Source organism: Robbsia andropogonis (assembly GCF_000970345.1).
In the GTDB taxonomy this organism is placed as follows: Bacteria; Pseudomonadota; Gammaproteobacteria; order Burkholderiales; family Burkholderiaceae; genus Robbsia; species Robbsia andropogonis.
The window spans coordinates 74088-98269 of the sequence record NZ_LAQU01000003.1 but is presented as its reverse complement, the minus strand read 5'-3'; the positions used below and the strand labels follow the sequence as shown (position 1 = coordinate 98269).

Sequence of the window (24182 nt, the reverse complement as noted above, 5' to 3'; positions counted from 1 at the left end):
TTCCGTCAGATCGGCCGGGTGTCGTCCGGATCGACCGCCCGCTTTTGCGGTGCGATCAACAGGATGCTCACGATCGGCCAGATCAGCGCGCCCACCAGGCCGTTGCTCAAGTACCCCCAGGCGGGCAGCTCGCCGGTCATCACCCAATGGGCAATGAACGGCAGCAGTTCGACACCCAGCAGCAGCGGCAGGATATAAAAGGTCTGCGACCACAGCGGATAGGCCAGGATGCGCCGATGCAGCGTGATCGCCGTGTAGGACATCACCGTATAGGCCAATGCATGTTCGCCCACGAGGCCGGTGTTGTTGACATCCACCAGAAGGCCAAGCAGAAAGGCCGAGCCGATGCCGACCCGCCGGGGTGCGCGAATATTCCAGTAGAGCAGTGTCAGCGCGAGGAAATCGGGCACGCCCGGCAGGCGTCCCCATGGCAGCATGTCCAGGAACAGCGACACCACCAGACTCATAACGATGAACCAGGGGCGAACTGGCTGCAGGATGTATTGCGGAGGATTCATCGTTTATGGTTCGTCGTGCCGGGGGCCGCATCCTTTATCGCGCCATGGCGTGCCGCTGCCGCCGCTGGAGCCGAGGCTTCCATTGCCGGCGCCGCAGGCCGCCCGGACGCCGCCAATGCCGCGGCGGTGGCCTCGGCCGGCGTCACTTCCGCCGTGCTGGCGGCGCTGGCCGCGTCAGGCGCCGAGGCACTCTCAGTCGCGCCCGCTTTCGTGGCGCTGGCCGACTTGCTCTTCTTCGCGCCTTTCCCATTCTTCGCCTGTTCGGCTTTTTCCTCTTCCACCGGATTGGTAGGAAGCGCCTCGCGATAATGCAGGACCAACAACTGCCGCACGCCGCGGATCTTCGCGATGGGTGACGCCCAGACCTTCGCGAACGCGGAATCCGACTGTTTGTCGACGCGAACGATCCGCGCTACGGGCAAGCCAGGCGGATACAGCCCATCGAGTCCACTGGTCACCAGTTCGTCGCCCGGTTTCACATCGGCGCCCGATGGCACGAAACGCATGTCAAGCATGCCGGTGTCCGCGCTGCCATAGACGACGCTGCGCACGCCGGTACGCACGATCTGCACCGGCACCGCTTGATCGCGATCGGTCAGCAGCGTCACTTCCGATTGCAGTGGGAAGACACGAGTGATCTGTCCCATCAGGCCATCTTCGGTAATGACCGGCGCACCATTTTCCACGCCGGCTTGCAGGCCGTGGTCGATGATGACTTTCTGTGAGAACGGGTCGCGGGTGTCGTACTGGATTTCCGCCGGAATCGGCGTGATCGGCGCGCGTTGCGTCAATTGCAGCAAGCTGCGAAGGTGGCTGTTTTCCACCTGCATCTCGGCGGCACGCGATGCTTCCAGACCCAATTGCAGGTTGCGCGCCTGCAATTGCGACACCTGCGCGCGCAGTGTCTCATTCGAGACGGCGAAGGAAAACACATCCGCGATCAGGTCGCGTGGTGCCAGCGCGGCGCGTTGCAGCGGGTAGAGCGCGGTCACGATGACCTGCCGGAACAGCGTCAGCGTATGGAAATGCGCATCGGTCACCAGCAGGCCGATCGCCAGCGACATGCAGACGATCAGGCGGACCAGCGCGGAAGGACCTTGCCTGAAGAGCGGCGGTGGACTGTGATCCATGAACGGCGTCCCAGCCTAGAAAAATACGAAAGGGCTACGCTACCCTGGCGGGCAGCGCCGCGCCGCCGAGAGGCGTTATTCGTAGGAAAAAATGCTGCGAACCTTGTCCACACGCTCAAGCGCCATGCCGGAACCGCGCACCACGCACGTCAACGGGTCCTCCGCGACGAGAACCGGCAGACCGGTTTCCTCCGCCAACAGGCGATCCAGGTCGCGCAGCAGCGCACCGCCACCCGTCAGCATCATGCCACGCTCGGCGATATCGGCGCCCAGTTCCGGCGGCGTTTGTTCTAGCGCGATCTTCACCGACGACACGATCTGGTTCAGCGGGTCCGTCAATGCTTCCAGGATTTCATTGCTTGAAATCGTGAAGCTGCGGGGGATACCCTCCGACAAGTTACGCCCCTTGACTTCCATTTCCTTGACTTCGGAACCGGGGAACGCCGAGCCGATTTCCTTCTTGATCGCTTCCGCCGTCTGTTCGCCAATCAGCATGCCGTAGTTGCGGCGAATGTAGTTGACGATGGCTTCATCGAACTTGTCGCCACCCACGCGCACCGAACCCTTGTAGACGATCCCGCCCAGTGAGATCACGCCGACTTCGGTCGTGCCGCCGCCGATATCGACGACCATCGATCCCGTGGCCTCCGACACCGGCAGGCCCGCGCCGATCGCGGCCGCCATGGGCTCTTCGATCAGATAGACCTGGGAGGCGCCGGCGCCATGCGCCGCTTCCTTGATGGCACGACGTTCCACCTGCGTGGAGCCGCACGGCACACAGACGATCATCGCCGGCGACGGTCGCAGCATCCGCGACTGATGCGCCATCTTGATGAACTGCTTGATCATCTGCTCGGTGACCGTGAAATCGGCGATCACGCCGTCTTTCATCGGGCGGATGGCCTCGATGTTACCCGGCACCTTGCCAAGCATCTGCTTGGCTTCCTTGCCTACTGCCTGGATCGTCTTCTTGCCGTTCGGACCGCCTTCGGTGCGAATGGCGACCACGGAAGGCTCATCGAGGACGATGCCCTTGCCGCGCATGTAGATCAGCGTATTGGCCGTGCCCAGATCGATGGCGAGGTCATTGGAAAAGTAGCTGCGAAAAAAACCGAACATTCAGGATCCTGTCGCTCAGCGCCACGCGGCGGTCAGCCGGGGCAGCGAAAAAATAACAGCCTCGCGTGCGGCCGCCGGGTTCCAACCGCGAAACCACGAGGCGACACACAAATTTCCGCACACGAAGCTGCCTGGAGGAATTTGCAGTTGGTCGGCCGCGGCGTTGCCTTGCCACGCTACATGCACGCGCATGTGTATCACGAAGGTCAAGGTACGGGCAGCGCGACGGCGGACGATCAACCCAGATTGGGTCGAGGCGTAATGATACCTTATAATTCACGGGTGCCAGCACCAAAAACGGTGTTACCAAACGTGACGGCGTGCTGTTTCAGCGCGTTGTTTTAGCGCGGATTTTCGTTCGACCATGCGAAAATCGCGCGCTAACCCAAACGGTACGGCGACATACCCGCTGCACCGCGGCTTGGCCGCGTGTGCCGCGGTATGCGCCCTGCAGCGATTCTTGCGGATTCCGCACGTTGACGCGACTGCCTCGCTACGCGGCAAGCCGCGTATCTGCGCCTTTTCCGTCCTTTTTCCGTTTTTTTGCAATCGCCCCTAGCCAATGTCCCTGACCCTGACCGATGTACAACGGATCGAGCACCTTGCGCGGCTCGAACTGGCCCCCGATGCGCGCGAGCGGATGGTGACGCAGTTGAATGAATTCTTCGCGCTGGTCGAGCAGATGCAGGCGGTGGATACCTCCGGCGTGGCGCCGCTTGCCCATCCGATCGAAGCGATCCAGGATGTGGCGTTGCGACTGCGGGACGACGCCGCCGCTGAAACGATCGATCGCGAAGCCAATCAGCGTTCGGCACCGCGGACCGAGGAAGGCCTCTACCTGGTGCCGCGCGTGATCGAATAAGCGATTGCGCCGCGTGAACCGTTGTAGATCCGATCGAGCGAATTATTCGGGAAAATCCCTGAGATGCATGACAAAAGCCTGACCGAATTACGCGCCGCACTGGATGCGCGCGAGACTTCCGCCGTGGAATTGGCGGAGCATTACCTCAAACGTATCGAGGCGGCAGCGACATTGAACGCGTTCATCAGCGTTGACCGGGAGGTCACGCTGAACGCCGCCCGTGCCGCCGATGCCCGGCTGGCAAATGGCGAGGGCGGGGCGACGCGTGCGCCGCTGCTCGGTATTCCACTGGCGCACAAGGATGTGTTCGTCACGCGGGACTGGCCATCGACAGCCGGGTCGAGGATGTTGGAAACGTATCGCAGCCCGTTCGACGCCACCGTTGTCGCTCGCCTGGCCGACGCCGGTGTAGTGTGTCTCGGCAAGACGAACATGGATGAATTCGCGATGGGCTCGTCGAACGAGAATTCGTTCTTTGGTCCCGTGCGCAATCCCTGGGATAGGCAGACGGTACCCGGTGGCTCGTCGGGGGGCTCCGCGGTTGCGGTGGCCGCCCGTCTGGCGCCCGCCGCAACCGGCACCGATACGGGCGGCTCGATTCGCCAACCTGCCGCGTTGACCGGCATCACCGGCATCAAGCCGACCTATGGTCGCGTCTCCCGCTATGGCATGATCGCGTTCGCGTCGTCGCTCGATCAGGCGGGCCCGATGGCGCGTTCGGCCGAGGATTGCGCGCTGCTCCTGAACGTGATGGCCGGCGCAGACCCCCGCGACGCAACCAGTCTCGAACGCGACGCCGAGGATTTCACGGCGCATCTGGGCAAGCCGTGGAACGCTTCGACGAGCGCGTCCGATGCGGGAGACGCCGCCCTGGCCGGCTTGCGCATCGGATTGCCGACGGAGTACTTCGGAGAGGGTCTCAATGCCGACGTGCGTCAGGCGATCGATGCGGCGCTGGACGAGTTCAAGAAGCTCGGCGCCACGCTGGTCGATGTGTCGCTGCCGAAGACGCAGTTGTCGATTCCGGTCTACTACGTGCTGGCACCGGCCGAGGCGTCGTCGAACCTGTCGCGTTTCGACGGTGTGCGTTACGGGCACCGTGCCGCGTCGTACAAGGACCTTGCAGACATGTACAAGAAGTCGCGTACCGAGGGCTTCGGCGATGAAGTACAGCGCCGTATCCTGACCGGCGCCTATGTGCTGTCGCATGGTTATTACGATGCCTACTACCTGCAGGCGCAGAAAATCCGCCGCATCATCGCGCAGGATTTTCAGCAGGCGTTCAGTCAATGCGACGTGATCATGGGGCCGGTGTCGCCGAGCGTGGCGTGGAAGCTGGGCGAGAAGACCGATGATCCGCTGGCGATGTACCTCGCGGACGTCTACACCTTGTCAACGAGCCTGGCCGGTCTGCCAGGCATGAGCGTACCGGCGGGTTTCGGCGCGTGCGGTTTGCCGGTGGGGCTGCAGATCATCGGCAATTATTTTGACGAGGCGCGAATGCTCCAGGTGGCGCATGCGTTCCAGCGAGCGACGGATTGGCATCTGCGCGCGCCGACGGGAGTATAAGAACATGGCCCATCACACATACACGGGCTGGGAAGTCGTCATCGGCTTGGAAACCCACGCGCAGTTGTCCACGGTATCGAAGATTTTCTCCGGCGCGCCCACGTCATTCGGCGCTGCGCCGAACACGCATGCCGCGCCGGTTGACCTGGCGCTTCCCGGCACGCTGCCGGTGCCGAATCGCGGCGCCGTCGAGCGGGCTATCCGTTTCGGCTTGGCGATTGGCGCCACGGTGTCGCCGCGCAGCATTTTTGCGCGCAAGAACTACTTTTATCCCGATCTGCCCAAGGGCTATCAGATCAGCCAGTTCGAGATTCCGGTGGTGGTGGGCGGCAGCTTGACGGTGCTGGTGCCGGGCATCGGCAAAGACGCGTCACCCTATGAAAAAACGATCGAATTGACGCGTGCCCACCTCGAGGAGGACGCGGGCAAGAGCTTGCACGAAGACTTCGCCGGCATGACTGGCATTGATCTGAACCGGGCCGGCACGCCGCTGCTGGAAATCGTCACCGAGCCGGTGATGCGCAGTTCCGCTGAAGCGGTGGCGTATGCCAAAGCGCTGCATACGCTTGTGGTCTGGCTGGGTGTCTGCGACGGCAATATGCAGGAAGGCTCGTTCCGGTGCGATGCCAACGTATCCGTGCGTCCTGTGGGGCAGGAAGCTTTCGGCACCCGTGCCGAAATCAAGAACCTGAATTCGTTCCGCTTCCTGGAAGAAGCCATCGAGTACGAGGTCACGCGTCAGATCGAGCTGATCGAGGACGGTGGCACCGTGGTCCAGGAAACACGCCTGTACGATCCAGACCGTCGCGAAACGCGATCGATGCGGAGCAAGGAAGACGCGCAGGATTACCGTTATTTCCCGGACCCTGATCTCATGCCGCTGGTGATCGAACCTTCATGGATCGAGCGCGTGCGCGGCGAGTTGCCGGAATTGCCGGAAGCCATGCAGGCCCGCCTCACGACGCAATATGGTCTGCAAAAGCAGGATGCCATGACGTTGACGTCGTCGCGGGCGCTGGCCGCTTACTATGAAGCGATCGTGGCGCAAGCCGGGGAAGCGCAGGCCAAGACCGCGGCGAACTGGGTGGTGGGTGAACTGGCGTCGCAACTGAACCGCGACGGGCTGGAGATCGCACAGGCACCGTTGACGCCGGTACAGATCGCGCTGTTGATTTCCCGCATTGCCGACGGCACGCTGTCGAACAAGCTCGCCAAGGAAGTGTTCCAACTGATGTGGGAGACGCGGGCGACCGATGAGCATGCGGCCGATCGGATTATCGAAGAGAAGGGGCTGAAGCAGATTTCCGACAGCGGCGCGCTGGAAGGGATCATCGACGAGGTGCTGGCCGCCAACGCCAAGTCCGTCGAAGAGTTCCGGTCTGGCAAGGAAAAGGCGTTCAACGCGCTGGTGGGGCAGGCCATGAAGGCGACGAAAGGCAAGGCCAATCCGGCGCAGGTCAACGACCTGCTGCGCAAGAAACTCGGCGATCGGTAATCAGCCAATATCTCCTTAACAAGCGACCACGAAGCGGTCAACAAAGGCGGCAGACGATGCGGGTTATTTCGGCGAACCTGAACGGTGTGCGTTCGGCGGCGAAGAAAGGTTTCTTCGAGTGGATGGGCAAGCAGGACGCGGATATCGTCTGCGTGCAGGAGTTGAAGTGCGCGCAGGACGACATGACGCCGGAGTTGCTGGCGCCGCACGCGTTCACCGGCTATTTCCAGCATGCGGTGAAAAAAGGCTATAGCGGTGCCGGGCTCTACACACGTCATACGCCCGATGAATTCATCATCGGCTTTGGCAGCGAGGAGTTCGATGCGGAAGGACGGTACGTCGAGGTGCGTTACGGCAAGCTGTCTGTGATCTCGGTCTATGTGCCGTCGGGCTCGAGTTCGGAAGAGCGGCAGCAGGCGAAGTTCCGCTTCATGGCGGTCTTCATGCCGCATCTCGCCGCGCTGAAGGCGGAAGGGCGTGAAGTGATCTTGTGTGGCGATGTCAATATCGCGCACAAGGAAATCGACATCAAGAATTGGAAGGGCAACCTGAAAAACTCCGGTTTCCTGCCCGAGGAGCGCGCCTGGCTGACGACGCTCTTCGATGAGGTCGGCTATGTGGATGTGTTTCGTACGCTCGATGATCGGCCGGAGCAGTACACGTGGTGGAGTCAGCGCGGACAGGCGTATGCGAAGAACGTGGGCTGGCGCATCGATTACCACCTGACCACGCCGGGCGTGGCGGCCACGGCGAAACGGGTCGAGATCTTCAAGGACATCAAGTTCAGCGACCATGCGCCGCTGACGATCGACTACGACTACAAGCTTAAATAACGGCGCATTGCCGTTCGGCGACTATTTGAACAGTTCGGCAAGCCGGTGCGGCAGGCTCGACAGAAAGGACAGCGGCGATGCCGTTGCCGGTTGTTCATGCCGCGCCTCGCGCAGCGGTGCGTTTGCCGTTGCGTCATCATCGCGCGAATGCTGCAGGCGCGGCGGATTCCAGCGCCCCGGCCGGTACGGCGGCAGGTCGTCCACTGACGCATCGAGGGCGCGGGCATACAGCGGCAGCATATCCTTCTGCCGCTTCTTCAAATCGGCCAACCGCTTGTCGGTAATGGGATGTTCCTGCACGAAGGGCAGCGAGGGCTTCCAACGTGCCATCGCCGCGATTTTTTCCCACAGCGCCAGCCCGGCACGTGGATCAAAGCCGGCGCGTGACGCCATGTCCGCGCCAATCACATCGGCCTCTGTTTCATCGGCCGCTTCATAATGCAGATTCAACAACGCCGGCACCACATTCAAGCTGGTGCCGGACAGCGCCAGGCCATCGACCGGCGCCGCACCGGGCGCGCCGATGATGGGGGCGCCCGGTACGGCGCGCTGCGTGTCATTGGCGTCAATGGCGTGGGTGCCGTTGCGCGATGATGACGATACCTTGCGTGGCGTGGCACCGCCGTCTGCCGGATCCACCGGCAGGCCGTCGCGGGTGTCGGCCTGGGCAAGACCGGAAGAGCCGAAGAGGGAGGTGTCGCCGGGATCCCTTGCCGATCGGGCACCGGGCGACGGTGCCGCCGCGAGCGCCTTGGTCCCTGCGACGGCGCGGCCGGTCTTGCCGACACGGGGGTCCGCCTGCCCCAGTTGTTCACCAATCTTCGAGCGTGCGTGCTCGCGCAGCGCATGGGCGATCAGATGGGCGATCAAGAGCGCGGTCTCGTTTTCATTGAGGCCCAGGCGCTCGATCATGCCATCGTTGATCAGCACCTTGCCGCCAGGCAAGCAGACGGCGTCCAGGTCCGGCGAGTGGATAATGCTGAGTTCCCACTTCCACCCCTTCGCGCGATCGTTCCATTTGAGTGCGAACGGTTCGAGCCTTGCGAGGATCGCCCGCGTTCGAACGACTGTCGGATTGTCGTCGGGCAGCGATTGCCCTTGCTGCGCCGCAATAGCCAGTGCATGCTCGTAGGCAAGCTCTCCCTGGATTTCCAGCCAGTCCGAGGGCACCATGGCACGGAATGTCAACGGGCCGCCAGGGGCGCCGGCAATGCGTGTGCCTTGACCGAAGGTCCCGCCGGCAGTCAGTGCCGCCGAGCCTGGCAACGGCGCCGCCGGATCGCCAATCGCCAGCTCCCCTTCCTGAACCGGCGATGACCCCTCGGCCATGCCCAGCGACGAGCGGTTGCTGGCGAGCACCGGCGCGCTCGCCCCAGCGTGACTGGCGACGAACGTCAGCGTAAGCGACAAGGCGGACACCGCGGAGACGGCAACAAGCGCGGCAAAGCGGGTCCTCTCGGAGGGTGTCATCGTGTTCGTGTGTTCCAGGGTGCCACTTTCAGCAGCAGCGCCATGCCAGGGAGCGCCAGCACCGCGCATACCAAGTAAAAATCAAACCATCCGAGCGTGTCGACGATCCATCCGGTCCCCGCATTAATGAATACGCGTGGTACCGATGCCAGACTCGTGAACAGCGCGAACTGCGTCGCGGTGTATCGCGGGTCCGTCGTTGTCGCGATATACGCCGTGAACGCTGCGGTTCCCAAGCCGGCGCCGAAGGCCTCCGCCGCGATCGCCCAGCCGAGATCGAATGTGCTCGCGTGCGTGCCAAGTGCCGCGAGCCACGCGAACGTCAGCGTCGATACGATTTGGGCGATGCCGAAAACCCATAGCCCGCGGGCAATTCCCAACCGTACCAGCCAGATACCACCAAGGATACCGCCTGCAACGCTTGCCCACAGGCTACTCACCTTGGCGACCAGTCCGATCTGCGTTTTGGTAAAGCCGAGATCGAGGTAGAACGGGGTGGCTAACGCCGTGGTCATACTGTCGCCAAGTTTATACAGGAAGATAAAGGCAAGAATTAAGATTGCGTGTCGCCAGCCGCTTCGCGCGATGAATTCCTTGAAGGGCAATACGATGGCATCGGTCAGGTTACGTGGCGCCAATGCGGCCACGGTGGGGGCGGGCGCGAGAAATGTCAGGATGATGCCTGGCAGCATGAACGCCGCGGTGATCGCAAACACCGTGGACCAAGGCAGGTGGTCGGCCAGCACGAGGGACAGTGAACCGGGGACCAGTGATGCGATCTTGTAGGCATTGACGTGAATGGCAGTGCCCAGCCCCTGTTGCGCGTCCGACAGCAATTCGCGACGGTAGGCATCGATGGCGATATCCGCGCTGGCGCTGAAGAACGCGAGTGCGAAGGCAAATGCGGCCACGGTCCAGAGTTCCAGCTGCGGTTGCAGCCAACCCATCGCCGCGATGCCCGCCGCCACCGATAATTGCGCCACCAGCATCCAGCCGCGCCGCCGCCCCGGTTGCCAACGGCCTATGCCCGGGGAAAAGCGGTCCAGCAGCGGTGCCCAGACAAACTTCCAGGTGTAGGGAATGCCAATCAACGCGAACAGGCCGATCTGCTTCAGGTCCACCCCGGATGAACGCAACCAGGCCTGGACCAGCGTGATCAGAACGTAAAGCGGCAGGCCCGATGTGAAACCGAGAAACGCGCAGACCAGCATCCGCGTGTTGAAATAAACACGCCAGCCCGATACCGCGAGTTCCTCTTTCGATGTACGCATTTGCTCGCCATTCACCGCTTTTCCACTCGATAAACCGCAAGACTACCACGCCAGTTCGCCCCCCAATGGATCGGGCGGCCGCCATGCAGTACCACGCGTTCGCAAATACGGATGCCGACTTCGGGTGCCAGTGCCTCGAAGTCCGCGATTGTCAGGACGCGCACATTCGGTGTGTTATGCCACTGATAGGGCAACGATGTCGACACGGGCATGCGGCCTTGCAACACGGACAGCCGATGCGGCCAATAACCGAAGTTAGGGAACGAGACAATGGCCTGTCTGGCCACGCGAACCGTCTCGTGCAGGATGGCCGCCGTTTCGTGGATCGTCTGGAGTGTCTGTGACAGGATCGCGAAATCGAAGCTATTGTCATCAAACAGTTTCAGACCGTCTTCCAGATTTCGCTGGATGACGTTGACCCCGCGTTTCGCGCAGGACAACACGCCGGCATCGTCGATCTCGATCCCATAGCCTTGCACTTCCAACTCGTCTGACAGGAGCGCGAGCAACGCGCCGTCACCGCACCCGAGGTCGAGGACGCTGGCACCCGGTTCCACCCATCGTGCGATGGCCCGGAAGTCCTCGCGCCCTGACAGGTGGTCAGCCAGCGAGGCGGAGTGCGTATGCAAGGCCGGCGCAGCGCGGGGCGGTCGCGCCGCGTAGGCCGCCGCGGTGGCTGCCGCGGCGTCGCGCGGCGCGTCGATCGCACGGTCCGCGTGTGCCTCCGACGGAGGGGGCGACGGCTGCGACGGGATGCGGCTGTCTGGTTGCACGGTCTTCATGCCTGAATCTCCTCGGCGATCCGGGCGAAGCGTGCGCGAATCAGATTGTGGTAGCGGACGTCGCTCAAGAGGAACGCGTCATGGCCGTGCGGCGCATCGATTTCGGCATAGCTGACGTCGCGCTTCAATTTGAGCAGGGCCTGCACGATTTCACGCGACCGTGCCGGCGCGAACCGCCAGTCCGTGGTGAACGACACCACGAGGAATTTGGCGCGGGTGGCGTCGAGCGCGGCGGTCAGGTCGCCGCCGTGCGACTTTGCCGGATCGAAATAATCGAGCGCACGGGTGATCAGCAGGTAAGTGTTCGCATCGAAGTATTCGGCAAACTTGTTGCCCTGGTACCGTAGATAGGACTCCACCTCGAACTCGACATCGAAGCTATAACGATAGGCCGATGCTGCCGCCGTCGCGGCGATGGCCGCCGCGCTCTCGGGGCTGACGGCGGCCGGATCGATTTCGGCCGCAGCCGTGGCCACCGCCGCGATCGGAGACTGGCCCTGGTCTTCCGCGCGACGCAGCGCCCGGCCGAACTTGTTCGCCATGTCGTCGTCGGATAGATAGGTGATATGACCGATCATCCGCGCGACGCGCAGGCCGCCGCGTGGTTTGACACCATGCGCGTAGTAATCGCCGCCATGGAAATCGGGGTCCGAGCGAATCGCCGAGCGCGCTACTTCGTTGAACGCAATGTTCTGCGCCGACAGCTTCGGTGCGGAGGCGATGACGATGCAGTGCCCGAGTCGATCCGGATAGAGAAGGCTCCATGCAAGGGCCTGCATGCCGCCCAGGCTGCCGCCGATCACCGCGGCGAAGCGATAAATCCCGAAATGATCGGCGACCCGTGCCTGGGTACGCACCCAGTCCTCCACCGTCACCAGCGGAAAGCGCGCACCGTAGGGGGTACCGGTCTCGGGGTCGAGGCTCATCGGTCCGGTCGAGCCGAAGCACGAACCAAGATTGTTAACGCAGATCACGAAGAAGCGATCGGTATCCAGCGGCTTGCCCGGGCCGATCATGTTGTCCCACCAGCCCACTTCCTCTGTATCCGCGTGGATGCCGGCCACATGATGCGATGCATTCAGCGCGTGGCACACCAGCACCGCGTTCGAGCGGTCGGCATGCAACGTGCCATAGGTTTCGACCAACAGGTCGTACGCGCGAAGGGTTTGGCCGCTATCGAGGGCTAGCGGGTGGTCGAAGTGCAACGAGACCGGTGTGACAAAGCCGAGCGATTTCATGAATCCACCAAGGGTGGCGAAACGGTCGGCATGGGCTTGTCGTTGCACGGTACATCGCGGAATGGAAAAGCCTTCCGCCGGGTACCGGGACCGCCTGCGCTGACGACCGCTTTAGCCGGATTTATAGTGAACCGGCACCAGGTTGTCCCCGCGGCGGCTTATCCTGGCATCGCACATACCACGGGCGAACAGGACAAGACGCCACGGAGGCATTCCGGCGCCAGCTCGCGCGCCCGCAATCGAGTCAGCAAATCGGCGCGTGAGAAAGGACGCCAGTATAGCACCGCACCGCGGCGACCGAACAGCGTCAATGCCGGCGCAATCGTGCCAACGTCCGCACACGGTGATCGACGTAATGGGGGCGGCTTGCCGTGATCCGCGCCGGTGCGACCATATGCTGCCGCAGCGATGCCTCGCTGCCCGCGGAGGGCGTGACGGGATACGTGACTGCCGTGCCGTCGGCGGTTGCGTCGGGCGCTGGCCGCGCCAGCAGCAGCGCTGCCTGCGATGCGCGGCGTGCCGGCGTATCGCGTACCGGGATGAAGCCGGTGATCCAGACGGTGCGGATGCCGAGCCGGCGATAGCGCTTCAGATGTCCGTGCGTATCCTCGACCAATGTCGCCCTTGACGCATGCGCGAGCGGCACGCCTACCTGACGCAACACACGTCGCATGACCGTGCGTTCCGGCTTGGCCTGCCATTGATTGCCGCGTCGCATATCCTCGATGGCAATGACGCGCTCGAAATAACCGCGAATGCCCAATGCCGCGAGAATCGTCTGTGCGTAGGCGGAAGGGCCATTGGTCAACACGATCTTGCGCCCTGGCAGCGCGGACAGCGTGCGGCGCAAACCCCGTTCACCGCGCACCATTTCCATCAGGGTGTCGGAAGGATGGACCTCGCGCAGGAAGGCATGCGCATCGATCCCATGACGACGTACCAATCCCAATAACGCTGCGCCGTAGCGCCGCGTATAGGCCACGCGCAGACGGTTTGCCGTTTCACGGTCGACGGCCAACGCGCGCTCGATAAATGCCGTCATCTCGCGATTGATATACGGGAAAATGGCGTGCGATGCGTGATGGAGGGTGTTGTCGAGATCGAACAACCAGACCGGCCCTGCGCGAGGGCGCCCGATCGTGCCGGTACCCTTACGCGTCCGGCGGCGGCGGGTGTCGCGAAAACGCCCGGACGCCTTGGCGCGGGCAGGATCGAGGGACGCGTCCAAGCCGAGTGGCGAGGGCCGCCCGAGGCGGCGAGGGGCCATCAATACGAGCGGATCATCGTGCCGAACGGTTGTTCGGTCAGGATTTCAAGCAGCACCGAGTGCTCGATACGGCCGTCGACGATGTGCACCGAGCGCACGCCGCTCTTTGCCGCATCCAGCGCCGATGCGATCTTCGGCATCATGCCGCCGGAAATCGTGCCGTCCTCGAACAGCGAATCGATTTCGCGGGCGGTCAGATCGGTCAACAGCGTGCCGGCCTTGTCCATCACGCCCGGGATATTCGTCATCATCACGAGCTTCTCGGCGTTGAGGACAACGGCGAGCTTGCCAGCCACGAGGTCGGCGTTGATGTTGTATGACTGGCCTTCGCTGTCGAAACCGATCGGCGAGATTACCGGAATGAAGGCGTCATCCTGCAACGCTTTCACCACCGCCGGATTGATCGCCTCGACTTCGCCGACATGACCGATGTCGAGGAACGCGCCTGGGTGCTCGCGATCCGGGATCATCATCTTGCGGGCGTGGATCAGGCCGCCATCCTTGCCGGTCAGGCCCACTGCCTGTCCGCCGAAGTGATTGATCAGCATGACGATGTCCTGCTGGACTTCACCGCCGAGCACCCACTCGACCACTTCCATCGTCTCATCGTCGGTCACACGCATCCCCTGGATGAACGTGCCTTGTTTGCCGATCTTTTTCAGGGCCTGGTCGATTTGCGGGCCGCCACCATGGACGATCACCGGATTGATGCCGACCAGTTTCAGCAGCACCACGTCGCGCGCGAAGCCTTGCTTCAATCGCTCTTCGGTCATGGCATTGCCGCCGTATTTGATCACCACGGTCTTGCCGTGATACTGGCGGATATAAGGCAATGCCTCCGAAAGCAGTTCGGCCTTGAGAGAGGGGGCAAGTTGCGCGATATCGAGGGAGTCGGGCATGGCGGCCTGAAAATCCGGAAACGGGGTGCAAAAACATCGCCGCAAGAGTCAAAGGGCTGGCGGCGGTGGCGACGGTTTTTGGCGCTGATGAGCCAGCGGTGCGCTGCCTATGCATTAATGCATTGCTAACGCGGAATTGTACAGGAACGCGCTACACTCCTGCCCATGAACGACATTTCTCAAACTGGGCATTTGAACCTGAGCCATTTATTCTGGCTCCGTTGTGTTGCAATTACAGGACAAGCGCTGGCGATCATCGTCGTGGATGTTGGATTAGGCATCCGGCTGCCGCTACTGCCGATGGCTGCCGTGATCATCCTGGAGATCGCATTCAACGCCGCCACGCTGATGCGCATCGCGCGTCCCGGCGAGGAAAGCAACGGCGAATTGTTCGGGCAGCTCTGTGTCGATCTGGGTGCGTTGACCGCGCTCCTGATCATGTCCGGCGGCACGATGAATCCATTTTTTTCGTTGTATTTGCCGGCATTGGCGATTGGCGCGGCGGTACTCCCGTGGCGGTCGGCGCTGGTGCTGGCCAGCTTTGCGGTGCTCGGCTATCTTTTGCTGGCCGTCTATTCCTGGCCGCTGGAAGCGCGTCATCCGCGCGACCTCTTCGACTTGTACCGTACCGGCAACCTGATCAATTTCCTGATCAGCGTGGCGCTGATCGCCTGGTTCGTTGCGCGGATGTCCCGGGCATTGCGTCGCAGGGAGGCCGCACTGGCGGAGGCTCAGCAGCGTTTGCTACGCGACGAGCGTGTCGTGGCCCTTGGCGCACAGGCTGCGAGTATCGCGCATGAAATGGGCACGCCACTCTCGACAATTGCGCTTTTATCCGAAGAGTTGCGGGAAAGCGCCGCAGCCGATCAGTCGTTGGCGCCCTATCGGGGCGATTTCACCGTGCTGGAGCAGCAGATCACGCTTTGCAAGGAAGCGCTGAAGCGGCTACAGTCGCGAGCGGCATCGCCAAATCGCAGACGCTTGAAGCCATGGTTGGAAAGCTTTATCGAGCAATGGCGGCTGCGTCATCCGCAGGCAGGTCTGGAGACCGGGTCGCTGGGCTCCGAGTCTATGGTCATCGAGGATACGGTCGCGGTAGGCCAGATCCTGACGATCCTGCTCGACAATGCCGCGCGTGCTAGCCCGGGCCACATCTCAATCGAGGTGCGGGATGGCGGGTATGCCGCCGATGGGGCGGCGGTTTCGGCAGGCGATGGCCGGGAGGGGGTGATCGCGTTCACCGTCTCCGATCATGGCCCCGGTATTCCTGCGGCGCTGCGTGGCCAGATTGGCGCGACACCGGTACGGAGTACTCAGGGTGGCGCGGGCGTTGGTTTGTATCTGGCGTTCGTGACAGCGGCCCGGCTGAATGGCACGATCGACATTGGCGATGCGCCGGGGCGTGGCACCCGCGCTATTTTGACACTACCCGCGATGCGGGCCGAGGCTCCAGATGAGTAACCAGCATTTCCTGATCATCGACGACGACACGACGTTCGCCGATATTCTCGGGCGTTCCCTGACACGTCGTGGGTATACCGTTCATCAAGCGAATGACGCTGCCCGCGCGCTGGAACTGGCGGACGAGATGGATTTCGGTCGGATTACAGTCGACTTGCATCTGGGCCAGGATTCGGGCCTGACGCTGATCGCGAAGCTGCGCGAATTGCAGCCTGACGCGCTGATCCTGGTACTGACCGGCTATGCCAGCATCGCAACCGCCGTGCAGGCGGTCAAGGACGGCGCCGATAACTATGTATCCAAGCCGGCAAACGTCGAGACGATCCTGGCTGCGATGAATGAGAACGCGACCCTGGAGCAAGCGGATGCCGCGTTGGAAAATCCGGCGCCGCTGTCGGTTGCGCGACTCGAATGGGAGCATATCCAGCGCGTGCTGGCCGAGCATGAAGGCAATATTTCCGCGACCGCTCGCGCGCTGAACATGCACCGCCGCACGCTGCAACGGAAATTGAGCAAGCGACCAGTCGGACGCTGATCTCCGGAGCGGGTTACGTACCCGCTGCCTTCATCAAGAGGGCTACAAGACGTAGCGCGACAAGTCTTCGTTGCCTGCCACTTCGCCCAACGCCGCATCGACATAGCTGCCGTTGATTTCCACGGTCGGCTGATCGGTGGTACCAGCGGTGAAAGACACCTCTTCCAGTAGCTTTTCCATGACCGTGTACAAGCGGCGCGCACCGATATTCTCGGTCTTCTCGTTGACCGAAAACGCGATCTCGGCGAGGCGTCGAATGCCGTCGTTCGTGAACGTCAGCGTGACCCCTTCCGTTTGCAGCAAGGCTTGATATTGCTTGGTCAGGCTGGCGTCGGTGCTGACCAGGATCGATTCGAAATCGTCAACGGACAGGGAGTCCAGTTCGACGCGGATCGGCAAGCGCCCCTGCAGTTCCGGGATCAGATCGCTCGGCTTGGCCAGATGAAAGGCGCCGCTGCAGATAAACAGGACGTGATCGGTCTTCACCATCCCGTATTTCGTATTCACGGTCGTACCTTCCACTAGCGGCAGCAAGTCGCGTTGCACGCCCTGGCGCGACACTTCACCGCCGCCGCCCTCGCCGCGGGAGGCGATCTTGTCGATCTCGTCCAGGAACACGATGCCGTTCTGTTCGATATTGGCGATCGCCTTCGTTTTCACCTCATCCTGGTTCAGCATCCGCCCGGCCTCTTCATCGATCAGCAGCTTATAGGCTTCCTTGATCTTGACCTTGCGCCGGGTCTTCTTGCCGCTACCGATATTGGCGAACATGCCGCGAATCTGCTCGGTCATTTCCTCCATGCCGGGTGGGCCCATGATGTCCATCGATGGTGTAGGCGCATCGATGTCGAGCTCGACTTCCTTGTCGTCCAGCGTGCCTTCCCGCAGGCGCTTGCGAAACGTCTGCCGTGTGGCCGTGTCCGTGCTGCCCTGGGTCTCGTTGTCCGCTGAGTAGGCCGTGCGTGTATTCGGCAACAGCAGATCCAGAATCCGGTCCTCCGCGGCATCCTCGGCCTTTGCCCGTACTTTGCGCATTTCCGAATCACGCGTCTGCTTGATGGCGATCTCGGCAAGGTCGCGAATGATGCTATCGACGTCCCGGCCGACGTAGCCGACCTCGGTGAACTTCGTCGCCTCGATCTTGATGAAGGGGGCGTCGGCCAGCTTGGCGAGGCGGCGAGCGATTTCCGTCTTGCCCACGCCCGTCGGACCGATCATCAAGATGTTCTTCGGCGTGATTTCATGACGCAACTGTTCATCAACCTGCTGGCGGCGCCAGCGATTCCGCAACGCCACCGCGACGGCGCGTTTTGCCTTGTGTTGACCGATGATGTGCTTGTCGAGTTCCGAGACGATCTCGGGTGGGGTCATATTGCTCATGTCTTGTCCTGAAATCATTCCAAACCAATCGTCTCGATAATGCGGCTGTGATTCGTGTAGATACACATATCACCCGCTATCTTCAGCGATTTCTCGACGATGTCGCGCGGATTCAATTCCGTGTTTTCCGTCAAGGCGACCGCGGCGGCCTGGGCATAACTGCCACCTGAGCCTATGGCGCAGATTCCGTCCTCGGGATCGAGCACATCGCCGTTCCCGGTGATGACGAGCGTGGTTTCCGCATCGGCGGTAATCAGCATGGCCTCCAGGCGCCGCAGCATTCTGTCGGTGCGCCAGTCCTTGGCCAGTTCCACCGCGGCGCGTGTCAGGTGCCCCTGATGCTTCTCCAGTTTGGCTTCGAAGCGATCCAGCAGCGAGAAGGCGTCCGCTGTACCGCCGGCAAAGCCCACCAGCACCTTGCCGTGGTAAATCCGGCGGACCTTCCGCGCGGAGCCCTTCATCACGATATTGCCGAGCGTCACCTGGCCGTCGCCGCCCAAGGCGACCGATTTGCCGTCCTTGCTGCGCACCGAGACGATGGTCGTGCCGTGGTATTGCTCCATACGATTCCTCTAAAAGTCAGGGGGGCATCCGCACGGGACGGCGTCAACCGTTGCGGAAACGACGAACGCGGACGCTATTCGTTCTTATATGAGCGCGTACTGACAGAAATCAAGGTCGAAAGCGAAATTGCAGCGGCAACGGTAGGCGTGCGGCAAAAAACGGGTTTGGCGGGGGTGATTCAGGTAAATAGCCGCGACGTAATGGCGTCGGCAGCCGGGAGGATCGGAGCGGCGGCGTGGCGAGAGCGCCCGAAAGGGCATGGGGAAGCACACCGGTGCCGCAATGGCACGTATCGTCGGGGCGCCGGAGTCGGCAACCCGGCAGGAGTAGCCGCGGACAGCCTGTCCCGCCGCGGTGGCGGCGCAAGGACCCGGGCGCCCACAAGGCAAATCAGTCGCCGAACAGCTTTTGGCGCAATTCGCGGCGTTGCTGCGCTTCGAGCGACAGCGTAGCCGTCGGACGGGCAATCAGACGCGGTACGCCGATCGGCTCGCCCGTTTCCTCGCACCAGCCGTATTCGCCGCTTTCGATCCGCGCCAGCGATTGCTGCACCTTTTTGAGCAGTTTGCGCTCGCGGTCACGCGTGCGCAATTCCAGTGCGTGCTCTTCCTCGATGGTCGCGCGGTCTGCCGGGTCCGGCACGATCACGGTTTCACGGAGGTTTTCGGTCGTCTGGCCGGCGTTATGGAGGATTTCCGCCTGCAATTTTTCGAGCCGATCCCGGAAGAACGCGAGCTGCGCATCGTTCATATAATCCTTGTCGTCCGCGGCAAGGATTTCTTCTTCAGTCAAGATTCGTGTCGTCGTCATCTGGCGTACTGTCTTCGTGGCGGGAGGGGGCTCCCGACTGCTGCAAAACGGCTGTGCAGATCCGGGTGGCGCTATTGGGTCGATATGTCGTTTCTAGCGGCGAAGTATTGTAACTGAAACGTCGACCCGCTCCAGTGATTTGTCACTCAGGCGCGTTATCTTTTTCGATTCAGTGACATAGCGCGCGCGAGCGGCCTGCGAGTGAACCAGGGTCCGCAACCACTCCACGGCTGACGCCGGCAGCGGATGCGTCTTGTACACTAAGCACTCATGTAGTGTACGGCTTTACACCAAACAACGTTCCAAGCCATCCGTAATCAAATCCTGCGGCAAGTCTATACCGATGAAAACCATCTTGGAATGCTTCTTTTCAGACGGCAGCCAACGTGTGGCTAAATCGGTTCCCATCATCTGGTGGACGCCCTGGAATACCACCCGGCGGTCCACCCCCTTCATCCACAGCACGCCCTTGTAACGGAGTAATTGCTCGCCGTAGATCTGCAGGACGCCGCCCAGGAAGTCCTCCAGTTTCCGGGGGTCGAACGCCTTGTCGCTGCGGAACGCGAAGCTTTTGATCTTGTCGTCGTGGTGCGCATGATGATGATGGGCATGACCATGGTCGTGGCCGTGATCGTGCGCATGATCGTGATCATGTTCGCAATGGCCATGATCGTGGTCGCAATCGGCGTGATCGTGATCGTCTTCTTCCAGGAAAGCCGGGTCGATCTCCAGCTTGTCGTTCAGGTTGAAGCCGCGCAGATCGAAGATCTGCTTGATCGAGGCTTCACCGAAATTGACTTCGGCGATCGGCGCCCGGGGATTCATCTGTACCAGGCGATGCTTCAGCGCGTGCAGCACCTCGGCATCGACGAGATCCGCCTTTGTGATGAACAGGCGATCGGCAAATCCGACCTGGCGCTGCACCACTTCGTGCGTGTCCAACTGCTGGTTCGCATGCTTCGCGTCCACCAGCGTGATGACGGCGTCGAGCAGGAAATGCTCCGCCACCTTGTCATCCATGAAAAACGTCTGCGCGACCGGACCCGGATTCGCGAGACCCGTGGTTTCAATGACCACGCGGTCGAAATGAATCGCCTTGGACTTGCGGCGCTCGGCGAGATCCGTCAACGCATTCGCCAGATCACCGCGGATCGTGCAGCAGATGCAGCCATTGCTCATTTGCACGATCTGTTCGCCGGCGTCGCGAACCAGAATGTCGTTGTCGATATTCTCCTCGCCGAATTCATTTTCGATAACGGCGATTTTCATGCCGTGCGCATCGGACAGGATGCGATTCAGCAGCGTCGTCTTGCCGCTGCCGAGGAAACCGGTCAGGATGGTGACGGGAATCTGATTCATGATGATGCGTTGCCTCTATCGATACAGTTGAGTGCGCATCGCGATGCGGGGCACCCCGCATGCGGCGAATCGCCCATTGAAGCACAAAATGCGCCCAAGTGTCAGCGAGCCCCGCAGACCAGACTTTCAGTCTGGTTTTTTCCGTGCACGCGGGTGCGCGGCATCATATATTTTGGCTAAATACTGAAAATCAAGTGATGTATACACCTGCGTTGCGGCAATGCTCGCGTGCCCGAGCATTTCCTGCACCGCGCGAAGGTCGCCGCTGGATTGCAGCACATGCGTGGCAAATGAATGTCGCAACACGTGCGGATGCACATTCGTCGGAATGCCCGCGCGCAATGCGACGGCTTTGACGACGCGCCGCACTAGCGTGGGCGATACCCGCGCGCCGCGGGCCGACAGGAAGAGGGCGTTCGCGTCGTCCTTGACCCACTGCGTGCGGACCGCCAGCCAGTCTTGCAATGCTGCCAGCGCCTTGCTGCCAACCGGCACGGCTCGCCGTTTGCCGCCCTTGCCCGTCACGATGACTTCGGATTCGGGAAGATTGAGCCAACTGATCGACCGATAGCCCGGCGCTTCCGCGTATTGATGATCGAGACTGATCAACTCCGCCAGGCGCAGGCCAGACGAGTAGAGCAGTTCGAGTATGGCGCGGTCGCGCGCCTGCGTTTGCGGGTCTTCTGTCGATGGCACGGGGCTTCCGTCGCCCAGGGGCGTGGCGGCGGAAGCGGGGGCGGGGCGCCGTGCCCTGGCGCCCCGCGGGGTCGCGTCGGCCTCGGCGCCCCGCGGCCTGGATCCGGCGTGCGTCGTGATGGTGGTTGCGCCGTCAATGTCCGCCGGCGTGGCGGATTGCTTGGCGCGCGTCGCGCCGGGGGGCGGCACCGCCTGCATCAGGCGCGCGGCGTCATCGGCGGACAACGCTTTTGGCAACGTGTGGGCTTGCTTGGGTGCGCGGATGCCTTCGACTGGATTGAGGTGGAGGTCGCCGTCCAGCGCGCGCCATTTATAGAAGCCGCGCCATACGGACAGCAGATGTGCGATTGACCTCGGGTGCAGGCCACCGGCATGCGCACGAGACACGGCGCCGCGGATATCGGTTGGTATCAAGGTGCTGAGCAGCCTGCCGGCCGATAACGTCGCGAGTGCGTTCAACGCGTGCTGGTAACCCCGTAGCGTGTGTGGCGAATATTGGCGCTCGCGTGCCAGCATGGTCACATAGCTTTGCAACGCCGCCCGGTCCGACGGCGCGGCGGCGGCAAAAGGCGCTACCGGTTCAATGTCGACGCACGGCGGTGCGCCGGTCTCGGCCTTCGCCGTCGCGTCGACGTGGTCAGCGGACGTCGACACGGCTCAGCGCGGCGCTTGCGAGCGCGCCGATGCGGGACAGTAGATCGGTCGCCATCGCCGAGTGAAAGCGCTGCGGGTCGGGCGAGCCAAGCACGATCAGTCCGAATGCCTCGGTATCGGGGTCGACATAGCCGTCGGCATTCGGCACCCGCAGCGGAATCATCGCGATCGACGCAATGCCACCCGGCGCCATCGCCACTTCGCCGGGCGGGGTCGATAGCGGCGCGTCGGCGCTCCCATTTTGCGTCGCGGCCTCATTCGGCGCGATGCTGCGCAAAAGCGACCCTGATGGGGGGGGCCGATCCATCGCCTGGCGCGAGGCGTCATCCGCCGTCATTGCGCCACTGGTCGCCACAACGGGTTGCAGATAAGGACTCGTCGCCGGCACCGATGGCGCCGACGCCGGTGCGGCGGGCGCCACCGCATCGAGCCAGGCCGCCGCCGCGAACCCGGTGTTCTTGCCGCAATATGGCTTGCCTAGTCCGGTTGCGAATGCCCGGATCGTGTTGTCCACCGGTGCCGACCACCCGGCGGGCAGATGAAAACTGCTGTAACCGGTGACGGTACCATCCGCGGCAGGTGCATCGCCGGTGCCGCCAATGGGCTGGCGGGGGGCAGCGGTGCCGGACGTTCTGCCATCCGGTGCGTCGGCACTGCTTGAGACGGCCTGCGACGAAAAAACCGGCCAGATACGCACAGCCACCGACGGCACGTCGAAGCCGGTACGCAATCCGTCGCGGACGATATCCGGCAACGTGTTTGCGTCGTCGGTCAGCAGTAATTGGCAGGCCAGGCGATCCAGCCGCGCCGCATAGCCGTCGTTTTCGTGCCCATAGCGGACCAGTTCGTTCAACCGTCGTTCCAACTGCCGGTTCTTCTCACGGACAATTTCGATCTGCCGTTGCGGGAGCGAAACAACACGCCCGCCGTGCGGATTCCCGAGTTGCTGCCGAGCGAGCACGTCCGGGTGTCGTTCAAGGAACTGCGGATTGGCAAGCAGGAAATCGGCGACGTCTGATTCGTTCATCGGCATACCAGGTTCAACATGGACTAGTCGGCGCGCACGGAGGACGCCGCGGCATCATCTGTATCGGCGTTGGCCGTCGCAACGGCATCGTGCGCGTCCGGAGCGGGTGTGAAGACATCAAGTTCAAGCTCGCCCTGGAATACGGTGACGGCGGGTCCGGCCATGAAGACGTGGGCATTCTGGACGTTCGGACCTTCCCAGCGGATGGTCAACCTGCCGCCGTGCGTAAGCACGGTAACCGGACTGTCCAGCAGCCCTCGCGAAATGCCCGCGACAACGGCGGCACAGGCCCCAGTACCACAGGCCAGCGTTTCGCCCGCACCGCGCTCGTAGACCCGCAGCCGGATCGAGCCCCGATCTATGATCTCCATGAATCCCGCATTGACGCGCTCAGGGAAGCGTGGATGGGATTCAATGACTGGCCCATCTTTTTCGACGGGCCAAGCCTCGACATCTTCCACCAATTGCACTGCATGTGGATTGCCCATCGATACGACGGACAGTTCCGCCTCACGTCCATTGATCTCCACGGGCCACAACACATCGTGCACGGTCGGGCGCGCCAGCAGGTCCCGAATTTCGAACGGGACCTCGGCGGGGTGGCGTTCGGGCACGCCCATGTCCACCACCACGTCGCCATTCTCTTGCATCGTCAATACGATCACGCCGCGCCGCACCTGAACGCGAACCTGGTCCTTGTCCGTCAGGCCATGGTCTTTCACGAAGCGATAGAAGCATCGGGCACCGTTGCCACAATGCTCTACTTCGCCGCCGTCGCTATTGAAAATGCGATAGCGAAAATCCACGCCATCGATGGTTGGTTGTTCGACGAACAGAATCTGGTCCGCGCCCACGCCGAAATGCCGATCCGCGATGGCGCGAATTTGTGCCTCGGTGAGAGATAGCGCGTCGTGAGTCGCATCGAAAACGACAAAATCGTTTCCGGCGCCGTGCATCTTGCTGAAAGGCAGTTTCACGATGATGAGACGAAAAAGGAGCGAAAGACGAGTGGGATGGGCTGCATCGGTGGCGTGCCTGGTGCGACAGGAACGTCATCGACGTGCGATACCACGCAAGCATGGCCGAAATTACAGCCGATTCAGGAGATTGTACGCCAAACCACGCTGCGGGCGTGGCGCGTTGTCGGCAAACCTCGTCCTCTCGGTTAAATCGTTACAAGCACAATGAAGGGTCTCGTGGTGGTGCCTTACATTCAAGGTTGGTCAACGCGGGAAACTGACAA

21 protein-coding genes and 1 pseudogene are annotated in these 24182 nt (G+C 62.2%); 6 read left to right on the top strand and 16 right to left on the bottom strand.

The genetic code is table 11. The annotated features are described in order from the left end of the window. Positions 1–5: 5 nt before the first annotated feature. The 3 genes from mreD to WM40_RS04060 form a co-directional block, all read right to left on the bottom strand. The gene (gene mreD / locus WM40_RS04070) at positions 6–518 is read right to left on the bottom strand and encodes a rod shape-determining protein MreD (RefSeq protein WP_024903452.1); all 513 of its coding nucleotides are present in this window, start codon (positions 516–518) and stop codon (positions 6–8) included. Further along, a complete protein-coding gene (mreC, locus tag WM40_RS04065; protein ID WP_046152236.1) occupies positions 515–1648 on the bottom strand; it encodes a rod shape-determining protein MreC in 1134 nt (377 codons plus the stop codon). The genes mreD and mreC overlap by 4 nt, the downstream gene beginning before the upstream one ends. Positions 1649–1723: 75 nt before the next feature. Next, positions 1724–2767: a rod shape-determining protein gene (locus WM40_RS04060; RefSeq protein ID WP_024903450.1), complete on the bottom strand. Its 1044-nt coding sequence runs from the start codon at positions 2765–2767 to the stop codon at positions 1724–1726. Between the two features lie 562 nt (positions 2768–3329). Between WM40_RS04060 and gatC the strand changes: the two genes are divergently transcribed. The 4 genes from gatC to WM40_RS04030 all read left to right on the top strand — a co-directional run bounded on the left by gatC (position 3330) and on the right by WM40_RS04030 (position 7526). After that, positions 3330–3629: an Asp-tRNA(Asn)/Glu-tRNA(Gln) amidotransferase subunit GatC gene (gatC, locus tag WM40_RS04045; protein WP_024903448.1), complete on the top strand. Its 300-nt coding sequence runs from the start codon at positions 3330–3332 to the stop codon at positions 3627–3629. A gap of 63 nt (positions 3630–3692) precedes the next feature. After that, positions 3693–5198 carry an Asp-tRNA(Asn)/Glu-tRNA(Gln) amidotransferase subunit GatA gene (gene gatA / locus WM40_RS04040; protein ID WP_024903447.1) on the top strand — a complete coding sequence of 502 codons (1506 nt, stop codon included), beginning with the start codon at positions 3693–3695 and terminating at the stop codon, positions 5196–5198. Positions 5199–5202: 4 nt separating this feature from the next. Beyond that, positions 5203–6693 carry an Asp-tRNA(Asn)/Glu-tRNA(Gln) amidotransferase subunit GatB gene (gene gatB / locus WM40_RS04035; protein ID WP_046152234.1) on the top strand — a complete coding sequence of 497 codons (1491 nt, stop codon included), beginning with the start codon at positions 5203–5205 and terminating at the stop codon, positions 6691–6693. A 56-nt stretch (positions 6694–6749) separates the two neighbouring features. Next, entirely contained in the window at positions 6750–7526 is a 777-nt protein-coding gene (locus WM40_RS04030) for an exodeoxyribonuclease III (RefSeq protein ID WP_024903445.1), read from the top strand. 21 nt (positions 7527–7547) lie between these two features. Here the strand turns inward: WM40_RS04030 and WM40_RS27660 are convergent, their stop codons facing one another. The 6 genes from WM40_RS27660 to argB form a co-directional block, all read right to left on the bottom strand. Continuing rightward, positions 7548–8996, bottom strand: a complete 1449-nt coding sequence (locus tag WM40_RS27660) for a M48 family metalloprotease (protein ID WP_157685701.1) — start codon at positions 8994–8996, stop codon at positions 7548–7550. After that, positions 8993–10267, bottom strand: coding sequence for an AmpG family muropeptide MFS transporter (locus tag WM40_RS04015; protein WP_036009733.1), 1275 nt, complete (start codon positions 10265–10267; stop codon positions 8993–8995). Before WM40_RS04015 ends, WM40_RS27660 begins: the two co-directional genes overlap by 4 nt. Positions 10268–10278: 11 nt before the next feature. Beyond that, the gene (gene metW, locus WM40_RS04010) at positions 10279–10875 is read right to left on the bottom strand and encodes a methionine biosynthesis protein MetW (RefSeq protein WP_096335567.1); all 597 of its coding nucleotides are present in this window, start codon (positions 10873–10875) and stop codon (positions 10279–10281) included. A 170-nt stretch (positions 10876–11045) separates the two neighbouring features. Further along, positions 11046–12287 carry a homoserine O-acetyltransferase MetX gene (gene metX / locus WM40_RS04005; RefSeq protein WP_024903441.1) on the bottom strand — a complete coding sequence of 414 codons (1242 nt, stop codon included), beginning with the start codon at positions 12285–12287 and terminating at the stop codon, positions 11046–11048. A gap of 307 nt (positions 12288–12594) precedes the next feature. Beyond that, positions 12595–13515 (bottom strand): pyrimidine 5'-nucleotidase, encoded by a 921-nt coding sequence (locus WM40_RS04000; RefSeq protein ID WP_390174007.1) that lies wholly within the window; start codon positions 13513–13515, stop codon positions 12595–12597. 38 nt (positions 13516–13553) lie between these two features. After that, positions 13554–14453 (bottom strand): acetylglutamate kinase, encoded by a 900-nt coding sequence (gene argB / locus WM40_RS03995; protein WP_024903439.1) that lies wholly within the window; start codon positions 14451–14453, stop codon positions 13554–13556. 165 nt (positions 14454–14618) lie between these two features. On the opposite strand from argB, the gene WM40_RS03990 reads away from it, so the two are divergent. Both WM40_RS03990 and WM40_RS03985 read left to right on the top strand, forming a co-directional pair. Then, the gene (locus WM40_RS03990; RefSeq protein WP_024903438.1) at positions 14619–15914 is read left to right on the top strand and encodes an ATP-binding protein; all 1296 of its coding nucleotides are present in this window, start codon (positions 14619–14621) and stop codon (positions 15912–15914) included. Next, entirely contained in the window at positions 15907–16449 is a 543-nt protein-coding gene (locus tag WM40_RS03985; protein WP_046152232.1) for a response regulator transcription factor, read from the top strand. Before WM40_RS03990 ends, WM40_RS03985 begins: the two co-directional genes overlap by 8 nt. Positions 16450–16491: 42 nt before the next feature. On the opposite strand, the gene hslU is transcribed toward WM40_RS03985, so the two are convergent. The 7 genes and pseudogenes from hslU to dapF form a co-directional block, all read right to left on the bottom strand. Next, entirely contained in the window at positions 16492–17829 is a 1338-nt protein-coding gene (gene hslU, locus WM40_RS03980) for an ATP-dependent protease ATPase subunit HslU (RefSeq protein WP_024903435.1), read from the bottom strand. A 14-nt stretch (positions 17830–17843) separates the two neighbouring features. After that, entirely contained in the window at positions 17844–18392 is a 549-nt protein-coding gene (hslV, locus tag WM40_RS03975; RefSeq protein ID WP_024903434.1) for an ATP-dependent protease subunit HslV, read from the bottom strand. Positions 18393–18783: 391 nt separating this feature from the next. After that, positions 18784–19203, bottom strand: coding sequence for an RNA polymerase-binding protein DksA (gene dksA, locus WM40_RS03970; RefSeq protein ID WP_024903433.1), 420 nt, complete (start codon positions 19201–19203; stop codon positions 18784–18786). 285 nt (positions 19204–19488) lie between these two features. Next, positions 19489–20562, bottom strand: a complete 1074-nt coding sequence (locus tag WM40_RS03965; RefSeq protein WP_036009718.1) for a CobW family GTP-binding protein — start codon at positions 20560–20562, stop codon at positions 19489–19491. 126 nt (positions 20563–20688) lie between these two features. Then, on the bottom strand, positions 20689–21912 hold the full coding sequence (locus WM40_RS03960) for a tyrosine recombinase XerC (protein WP_082102420.1): 1224 nt from the start codon (positions 21910–21912) through the stop codon (positions 20689–20691). After that, positions 21896–22939 (bottom strand): DUF484 family protein, encoded by a 1044-nt coding sequence (locus WM40_RS03955; RefSeq protein WP_036009717.1) that lies wholly within the window; start codon positions 22937–22939, stop codon positions 21896–21898. The genes WM40_RS03960 and WM40_RS03955 overlap by 17 nt, the downstream gene beginning before the upstream one ends. Positions 22940–23058: 119 nt before the next feature. Further along, positions 23059–23916: pseudogene (gene dapF, locus WM40_RS03950) on the bottom strand (diaminopimelate epimerase); the annotation flags it as partial. Positions 23917–24182: the final 266 nt, after the last annotated feature.

What these genes read in the sequence shown, in the direction of transcription:
- mreD (WP_024903452.1), bottom strand. Translation starts at nt 518, where the DNA reads ATGAATCCTCCGCAATACATCCTGCAGCCAGTTCGCCCCTGGTTCATC.
- mreC (WP_046152236.1), bottom strand. Translation starts at nt 1,648, where the DNA reads ATGGATCACAGTCCACCGCCGCTCTTCAGGCAAGGTCCTTCCGCGCTG.
- WM40_RS04060 (WP_024903450.1), bottom strand. Translation starts at nt 2,767, where the DNA reads ATGTTCGGTTTTTTTCGCAGCTACTTTTCCAATGACCTCGCCATCGAT.
- gatC (WP_024903448.1), top strand. Translation starts at nt 3,330, where the DNA reads ATGTCCCTGACCCTGACCGATGTACAACGGATCGAGCACCTTGCGCGG.
- gatA (WP_024903447.1), top strand. Translation starts at nt 3,693, where the DNA reads ATGCATGACAAAAGCCTGACCGAATTACGCGCCGCACTGGATGCGCGC.
- gatB (WP_046152234.1), top strand. Translation starts at nt 5,203, where the DNA reads ATGGCCCATCACACATACACGGGCTGGGAAGTCGTCATCGGCTTGGAA.
- WM40_RS04030 (WP_024903445.1), top strand. Translation starts at nt 6,750, where the DNA reads ATGCGGGTTATTTCGGCGAACCTGAACGGTGTGCGTTCGGCGGCGAAG.
- WM40_RS27660 (WP_157685701.1), bottom strand. Translation starts at nt 8,996, where the DNA reads ATGACACCCTCCGAGAGGACCCGCTTTGCCGCGCTTGTTGCCGTCTCC.
- WM40_RS04015 (WP_036009733.1), bottom strand. Translation starts at nt 10,267, where the DNA reads ATGCGTACATCGAAAGAGGAACTCGCGGTATCGGGCTGGCGTGTTTAT.
- metX (WP_024903441.1), bottom strand. Translation starts at nt 12,287, where the DNA reads ATGAAATCGCTCGGCTTTGTCACACCGGTCTCGTTGCACTTCGACCAC.
- argB (WP_024903439.1), bottom strand. Translation starts at nt 14,453, where the DNA reads ATGCCCGACTCCCTCGATATCGCGCAACTTGCCCCCTCTCTCAAGGCC.
- WM40_RS03990 (WP_024903438.1), top strand. Translation starts at nt 14,619, where the DNA reads ATGAACGACATTTCTCAAACTGGGCATTTGAACCTGAGCCATTTATTC.
- WM40_RS03985 (WP_046152232.1), top strand. Translation starts at nt 15,907, where the DNA reads ATGAGTAACCAGCATTTCCTGATCATCGACGACGACACGACGTTCGCC.
- hslU (WP_024903435.1), bottom strand. Translation starts at nt 17,829, where the DNA reads ATGAGCAATATGACCCCACCCGAGATCGTCTCGGAACTCGACAAGCAC.
- hslV (WP_024903434.1), bottom strand. Translation starts at nt 18,392, where the DNA reads ATGGAGCAATACCACGGCACGACCATCGTCTCGGTGCGCAGCAAGGAC.
- dksA (WP_024903433.1), bottom strand. Translation starts at nt 19,203, where the DNA reads ATGACGACGACACGAATCTTGACTGAAGAAGAAATCCTTGCCGCGGAC.
- WM40_RS03965 (WP_036009718.1), bottom strand. Translation starts at nt 20,562, where the DNA reads ATGAATCAGATTCCCGTCACCATCCTGACCGGTTTCCTCGGCAGCGGC.
- WM40_RS03955 (WP_036009717.1), bottom strand. Translation starts at nt 22,939, where the DNA reads ATGAACGAATCAGACGTCGCCGATTTCCTGCTTGCCAATCCGCAGTTC.